The 6,956-nt window shown below is 73.1% G+C and carries 5 protein-coding genes; all 5 read left to right on the top strand.

The genetic code is table 11. The features are described 5' to 3' along the window. Nucleotides 1-140 precede the first annotated feature (140 nt). The 5 genes from ACFT7S_RS37845 to ACFT7S_RS37825 all read left to right on the top strand — a co-directional run bounded on the left by ACFT7S_RS37845 (nucleotide 141) and on the right by ACFT7S_RS37825 (nucleotide 6,891). The gene (locus tag ACFT7S_RS37845) at nucleotides 141-434 is read left to right on the top strand and encodes a DUF503 domain-containing protein (protein WP_382740856.1); all 294 of its coding nucleotides are present in this window, start codon (nucleotides 141-143) and stop codon (nucleotides 432-434) included. A 38-nt stretch (nucleotides 435-472) separates the two neighbouring features. Next, on the top strand, nucleotides 473-955 hold the full coding sequence (rbfA, locus tag ACFT7S_RS37840) for a 30S ribosome-binding factor RbfA (RefSeq protein ID WP_382740853.1): 483 nt from the start codon (nucleotides 473-475) through the stop codon (nucleotides 953-955). Continuing rightward, complete coding sequence (gene truB / locus ACFT7S_RS37835; RefSeq protein WP_382740850.1) at nucleotides 952-1,851, top strand: tRNA pseudouridine(55) synthase TruB; 900 nt, start codon at nucleotides 952-954, stop codon at nucleotides 1,849-1,851. Before rbfA ends, truB begins: the two co-directional genes overlap by 4 nt. A gap of 206 nt (nucleotides 1,852-2,057) precedes the next feature. Further along, nucleotides 2,058-5,891 carry a serine protease gene (locus tag ACFT7S_RS37830; protein ID WP_382740847.1) on the top strand — a complete coding sequence of 1,278 codons (3,834 nt, stop codon included), beginning with the start codon at nucleotides 2,058-2,060 and terminating at the stop codon, nucleotides 5,889-5,891. Nucleotides 5,892-5,934: 43 nt separating this feature from the next. Continuing rightward, nucleotides 5,935-6,891, top strand: a complete 957-nt coding sequence (locus ACFT7S_RS37825; RefSeq protein ID WP_382740844.1) for a bifunctional riboflavin kinase/FAD synthetase — start codon at nucleotides 5,935-5,937, stop codon at nucleotides 6,889-6,891. Nucleotides 6,892-6,956: the final 65 nt, after the last annotated feature.

Raw genomic sequence — 6,956 nt, 5'->3', positions numbered from 1 at the left:
TTCACCCGAACCAAAACGGGGGGGGCGTATCGCGGTGTTTTTTTCCGTCTTCCGCCCCCGGCCGTTCCGTGTACGGTTCTTGTGTCCCTGCCAAGCACTGGCAGGGCACGAACCCGAACCGGCGGGACATCCGGACATACATGTATGTGGGGACACTGTCCTTCGATCTGCTCCTCGGCGACGTACGTTCGTTGAAGGAGAAACGCTCCATCGTCCGGCCGATCGTCGCCGAACTTCAGCGCAAGTACGCGGTGAGCGTGGCGGAGACGGGTGAACAGGACCTCCATCGCAGGGCCGAGATCGGCCTCGCGGTGGTCTCCGGGGACGCCGGACACCTCACAGACGTACTGGACCGGTGCGAGCGGCTGGTGGCCGGACGCCCCGAGGTGGAGCTGCTGTCGGTTCGACGGCGGCTGCACAGCGACGAAGACTGAACAAGCAAAGCAAACCCAGAAGGAAGAGTGACGGACCGGTGACCGACAACGCGCGGGCCCGCAAGCTGGCCGATCGGATCCAGGTCGTGGTTGCGGAGACCCTGGACCGGCGTATCAAGGATCCGCGGCTCGGATTCGTGACGATCACGGACGCTCGTGTCACCGGCGACCTGCGGGAGGCCACGGTCTTCTACACGGTCTACGGGGACGACGAGGAGCGCGCGGCCTCCGCCGCCGCGCTGGAGAGCGCCAAGGGCGTCCTCCGCTCCGAGGTCGGCAAGCAGATCGGGGTCCGGTTCACGCCGACCCTGGCCTTCGTGCCGGACGCCCTCCCGGACAACGCCCGCACCATCGAGGACCTCCTCGACAAGGCGCGTGCCAAGGACGCGGAGGTGCGCGAGGTGTCGACCGGCGCGACATACGCGGGCGGGGCCGACCCGTACCGCAAGCCGGAGGACGAGGACGACGAGACCGATGGGTCCGACGAGTCCGACGAGAACGAGGGCCCTGCCTCCGCATGACTCAGCAGAACAAGACGCCGGACGGCCTGGTCATTGTCGACAAGCCGTCCGGCTTCACTTCGCATGACGTCGTCGCCAAGATGCGCGGCATCGCCCGCACCCGCCGTGTCGGCCACGCAGGCACGCTGGACCCGATGGCCACGGGCGTCCTCGTGCTCGGCGTGGAGAAGGCCACCAAGCTTCTCGGCCACCTCGCGCTGACCGAGAAGGAGTACCTCGGCACCATCCGGCTCGGCCAGGACACCGTGACGGACGACGCGGAGGGCGAGATCACCTCGTCCACCGACGCGTCGGGTGTCACACGTGACGGCATCGACGCCGGTGTCGCCGCGCTGACCGGCGCGATCATGCAGGTGCCGTCGAAGGTCAGTGCCATCAAGATCGACGGCAAGCGGTCGTACGCGCGGGTGCGCGGCGGCGAGGAGTTCGAGATCCCGGCCCGCCCGGTGACCATCTCGTCCTTCGACGTCTACGACGTGCGCGAGGCCGTGGCGGAGGACGGGACCCCGGTCGTCGACCTGGTCGTCTCCGTCGTCTGCTCCTCCGGTACGTACATCCGTGCCATCGCCCGGGACCTCGGTGCCGGGCTCGGCGTCGGCGGGCATCTGACGGCCCTGCGCCGCACCCGCGTGGGTCCGTACGGACTGGACATGGCCAAGACGCTCGACCAGCACCAGCAGGAGCTGACCGTGATGCCCGTCGCGGAGGCCGCCTCCTCGGCGTTCCCCCGCTGGGACGTCGACGAGAGGCGGGCCAAGCTGCTGCTCAACGGGGTCCGCCTGGACATGCCCTCGTATCCGCCGGGGCCCGTCGCGGCCTTCGGTCCCGACGGGCAGTTCCTGGTGCTTGTCGAGGAGCAGCACGGCAAGGCCAAGAGCCTCGCCGTCTTCGCCTGACCCGCACCGCCTCTCTCGTTGTGCCGTGGAGCGGGCAGTGCCCCCTGTGCCCGCTCCACGTTCCCCCTCCCCTGGAGAGCTCTGTCCACTGAGCCCGGTGAATTCACCCCAATGGGCGGGCGCTCGGAGTGAATAGGGGGGGCACAGGGGGGCGCTTTTTCTCGGTCCGCTACTCGCGCTGATCAATGCCGACCTACGGTCGGACCATGGGCAGCGGGGACCGGCCGGAGCTGGTAAGAATCTGCGATCGCGCCGGCCGGCCGCGGGGGACGGGATTCGTCGCGGACGACCGCGGCACGGTCGTCACGAGTTTTGAGGCCGTCGCCACATCCGTACCACTGACGCTTCACGGGCGGGACGGCCGCCACTGCGCCGTCGAGCCGGACGACATCACACCGCTGCCGGAACTCGGCCTCGCCCTGGTGCGCACAGGAGGGCCCGACGCGCTGGGTTCGCGGCCGCTGCCGGTGACCGTCCGGGACCGGACCGGGACCGGTACGTACGTACGCATCGCCGCCCATGGGTGGCGGGAGGCGCGCGTGCTGGGGGAGACCCCGGCGACGTACACCGCGGCGGGGCGCAGCCACCGGATCGACGCGGCGTTGGTCCTGGCCCTCGGCACCGACGGGCGTGACGCGCTGCGGTCGGGCGGGACGGCCGTGGGCGGGCCGGTGCTGGACCCGCAGACCGGTGCGGTCCTGGGCCTGCTCTCCTCGGCGCTGAGCGCCGGGCACGAGTCGGCAGGGCTCGCGGTGCCGCTCACCGGGCGGTCTTCGGGGCAAGGTTCCGATCTCCTCCAGGCCCTGGTGCGGCGGAACGCGGCGACCGTGCCGGGCTATGGACGCGACCTCAACCTCGCGGGCGCCCACCAGCTGACCGCCACGTCGGTCGGCTCGCTGGGCGGTCCGGGCAACCGTACGGAACCGGTGGACCGGCCGGACATCGCCGGGACGTTCGTCGCCTTCGAGGCGGGTACGGGGCAGGTGCTCGGCCTCGTAGGGGCGCCCGGCACCGGCCGCACCACCGAGCTCGCCGCCCTGGCCGCCCGCCGTGCGCAGGGTTCGGTACCCGCCCTCACGCTCTGGCTGCGCGGCGCCGATCTGCTGGCCGACGACACCTCCGTTGCCGACGCGATGGCCCGGACCCTTCAGCGGTCGGGGCGGATCATCGCCGCCGCCGGTGCCCGGGGAGACATGTCGGCGGCCACCCCCGAGCGCGTGGCCGCGCTCGCCGGCACGGCCGGCAGCCCCCTGCTCGTCGTGCTCGACGGCCCGGAGGAGATGCCGCCGCTGCTGGCCCACCGGCTCGCGGAGTGGACCGCGGGGACGGCCGGCTGGCTGAGCACCCACGGGGTACGCATGGTCGTCGCCTGCCGCCCCGAGCACTGGGAGACCGCCGGGGCGCTCTACCCGGCCGAGGCCCTGCACCGCCCCGAGCGACCCGCCAGGCGGCTGCCGCCTTCCGTCCGCCTCGGCGAACTCACCGCGAGCCAGGCCGAACTGGCCCGGGAGCGTTACGGCATCCCGCCCGGTGCGATCACCCCGGGCCACGACCGGCATCCGCTCACCCTGCGCCTGCTGGCCGAGGTACGCGAAGCGCTGCCCCCGGACGTCCCCGGCCGGCCCGGCACGGAGGACGTCTTCGGCGCCCACCTGGACCTCATGTGCGTCCGTATCGCCGTCCGGATCGCGGCGGGGGACGAGCAGCGGCTCAGGGGCACGGCGGTACGCCGGCTGGCGGCGAAGGTGGCGGGCCAGGTCCACGAGGCGGCCCGGCGCTGTCTGGGCCCGGGCCAGGGGGAACTGGACCGGACGACCTTCGAGGAACTCTTTCCGTGGCGCACGGGCTGGGCATCCGCGGTCCTCACCGAGGGCCTCCTGACCCCGGCCGGCGTGGGCTACCGCTTCGCCCACGAGGAACTGGGCGACTGGGTCCAGGGCGCCCACCTGGACCTGGACGCGGCACTGCACGCCCTGGTCCACCGCTGGCACGAGCCGCCCGCCCCGGCCGGGCGTGGAGCCGGCGACGGCAGGACCCGGTACCGGGACGGCGGCAGGCCGTCCCCGCCGAGGGACGGCGACGTGCTTCCGCCGTCCCTCGGAGGCGACACCAGGCCGTCGAGACGAGGCGGGGACGGTACGGACCTGCCCTCCTCGCGGCGCCGTGCGGTCAGGAGCGGACGCGGGGTTCCGGCACCCCGGTCTGCCTCCGAACCGGGATCCGGTGCCGCCCCGGAGCCCGAGGAGCCCCGCACGCTGCCCGTGCCGCGTCACCGGATCGGCCCGGTGATCCAGGCGATGCTGCTGCTCGGGCGGCGCCAGGGGACCTCCGCGCTGGCGCACCGCATGGCGGATCTCATCGAGGCGATCGACCGGCTCTCGACACAGCCGGCCGGGAATGACGGGGACCGGAAAGCTGCCGAGAACCGGCACGCGGCCCCGCCAGGCACGGCAGGCCCTGCGGACGCCCCGGCGGGGACCGGAGACGCCGTCTGGTGGGCTGCTCATCTGCTCGGGGAGAGTCTGCTCCGGGTGCCCGACGCGCGGCCGTATCTCGGTGTGCTCCGGGTGCTCGCCGGGCGGATCACCCGGCGTTCCGTCGCAGGGAGCGAGCCCTTGCGGCTCGGGGCGTACGGGGAGTTCGGGCCGTGGTTCTGGCAGCGGCTGCGGCTGCCCGAGGAGGAGCGGATCGATCTGCTGCGGCGGCTCCTGCCCGCCGACGGAGCCCCGCGCGCCGACGGGGACGCGCGGTACCTCGATGCCGTGGCCCGGCGGCTCTCCGCAGCCCCGCACACCGTACAGGCGCTGCTCTGCCAGTGGTTCACCGACGAGCGCGCCCTGCACCCGGAGGAGGGCCTGCCGATGAGGCCCACCGTGGCCGCCGCCGCGCAGGCCCTGCTCTACGCCCGCCGTGACCTGGACGTCGACGCACTGACCGACGCGCTCGTCGCGACCCCGCACCCGCGCGCCGAGGAACTGCTGGGCACCCTCGCCGAGGACGAGCCGTCCGCGCTCTGCAGGGCCGTCGAGCGCTGGGCGCGCGACGAGGACAGGCCCGGACGGCGGGCCGCCGCCGCGGCGTACGCCCCGGTCCTCGTGTCCCACGCCGCCTCGGACGCCGACCGCGCCCTGCTGCGCGGCGCCGCCCTCCACCTGCTCGCCCGCCTCGCCGACTCCGCACTGCACGGAGCGGCGCTCACCGTCCTCGTACACGATCCAGGGACCAGGGACCGCTACCTGCCGCAGGCCCTGCGGGTGTTCGCCGCCGGTGACCCGCGGCCTCCGGTGACGTTGCTCGCCGAGGTGTTCCCGGCCCACCCGGGGCCCGTCCTCGCCGCACTCCGGGCGCGGCTGGCGCGCCCCGACGACGGAGCGGGGGACGTACTCCTGGCGCTGGCCGGGCTGGACGCCCCCGCACTGGCGCTGCACGCCGCCGATCTCGTACGCGAGTACATCCACGCTCATCCCGGGGACGGGGCGCCGGCCGCCGCGTACGTCGACATCCGGCTCGAACACGGCCCCGCCGCCCGCGCCCTGCTGCTGCCCCTGGTCACCGGCCTGCTGCGGGACCGGCCCGCGCCGCCGCCCGTTCGCGGCGCCCTCGCCCGGGTCCTGGCCGCGCCCGGGAGCACCGCCTCGGGTCCGCTGCGGGCCGAGCTGCTGGAGGTGCTGCTGGAGTTCGAGCAGGACACCGGCAGGGACCCCGAGGTGCTCGACGCCCTCCTGCGCGCCGCCGCGACCGGCTCCGGGGCGCGCTCACGGGTCCGGACGAGGGCGCTGGTGCACCGCACAGGCATGCTCCTGGTACGGACCCCGGAAGGCGCCGCGCGCTTCGACCGCCGGCTCGTCGAACTCGCTCGCGACGTACCCGGTTTCGCGGGCCTGGTCACCGGCTGGCTGGCCGACGCCCCGCAGGAATGGGCGGCCGTCGTCGGGCCCAGTGCCCGGCGGACGCTGGAGGCCCTGGAGCGGTCACAGCCTGCGATGACGGTGCCGATGCAGGCCGCGGGACGTGAGCATGGCAGTCTTAGACCTGCGTAATGGACAGAGGCACGTACACGGGTTCGGGCGAGGAGCGGTCACAGTGCAGCGCTGGCGTGGCTTGGAGGACATCCCCCAGGACTGGGGACGCAGCGTCGTCACCATCGGCTCCTACGACGGTGTGCACCGCGGGCACCAGCTGATCATCGGCCGTGCCGTGGAGCGGGCGCGCGAGCTGGGCATTCCCGCCGTGGTCGTCACCTTCGATCCGCACCCCAGCGAAGTCGTCCGCCCCGGCAGCCACCCGCCGCTGCTCGCCCCGCACCACCGGCGCGCCGAGCTGATGGCGGAGCTGGGCGTGGACGCGGTGTTGATCCTGCCGTTCACGACCGAGTTCTCGAAGCTGTCGCCCGCCGACTTCATCGTGAAGGTGCTGGTCGACAAGTTGCACGCGCAGGCCGTCATCGAAGGCCCGAACTTCCGGTTCGGGCACCGGGCGGCCGGGAACGTGACGCTGCTCACCGAGCTCGGCGGGACGTACGACTACACGGTCGAGGTCATCGACCTCTACGTGAGCGGCGAGGCCGGTGGCGGTCAGCCGTTCTCCTCGACCCTCACCCGGCGGCTGATCGCCGAGGGCGATGTGACGGGCGCGGCGGAGATCCTCGGCCGGCCCCACCGCGTCGAGGGCGTCGTCGTCCGTGGCGCGCAGCGCGGCCGCGAGCTGGGCTTCCCGACGGCGAACGTCGAGACCCTGCCGCACACCGCGATCCCCGCCGACGGCGTGTACGCGGGCTGGCTGCACGTGAACGGTGAGGCGATGCCCGCCGCGATCTCCGTAGGTACGAACCCGCAGTTCGACGGCACCGAGCGCACCGTGGAGGCGTACGCGATCGACCGCGTGGGCCTCGACCTCTACGGGCTGCACGTGGCCGTGGACTTCCTCGCCTACGTACGCGGAATGATGAAGTTCGACTCGATCGACGAGCTGCTCGTGGCGATGGCCGCCGATGTGAAGCGCTCCAGCGAGCTGATCACCGCCTACGACAACCGCGCCTGAGCGGGACGAACGACAGACGTACTACGGCATACGGCCCCGGACCGATCGGTCCGGGGCCGTATGCC

Source organism: Streptomyces sp. NPDC057136, from assembly GCF_042670885.1.
GTDB lineage: Bacteria > Actinomycetota > Actinomycetes > Streptomycetales > Streptomycetaceae > Streptomyces.
The sequence above is the reverse complement of the archived record's forward strand: the minus strand, read 5'-3'. Positions and strand labels throughout refer to the sequence as shown.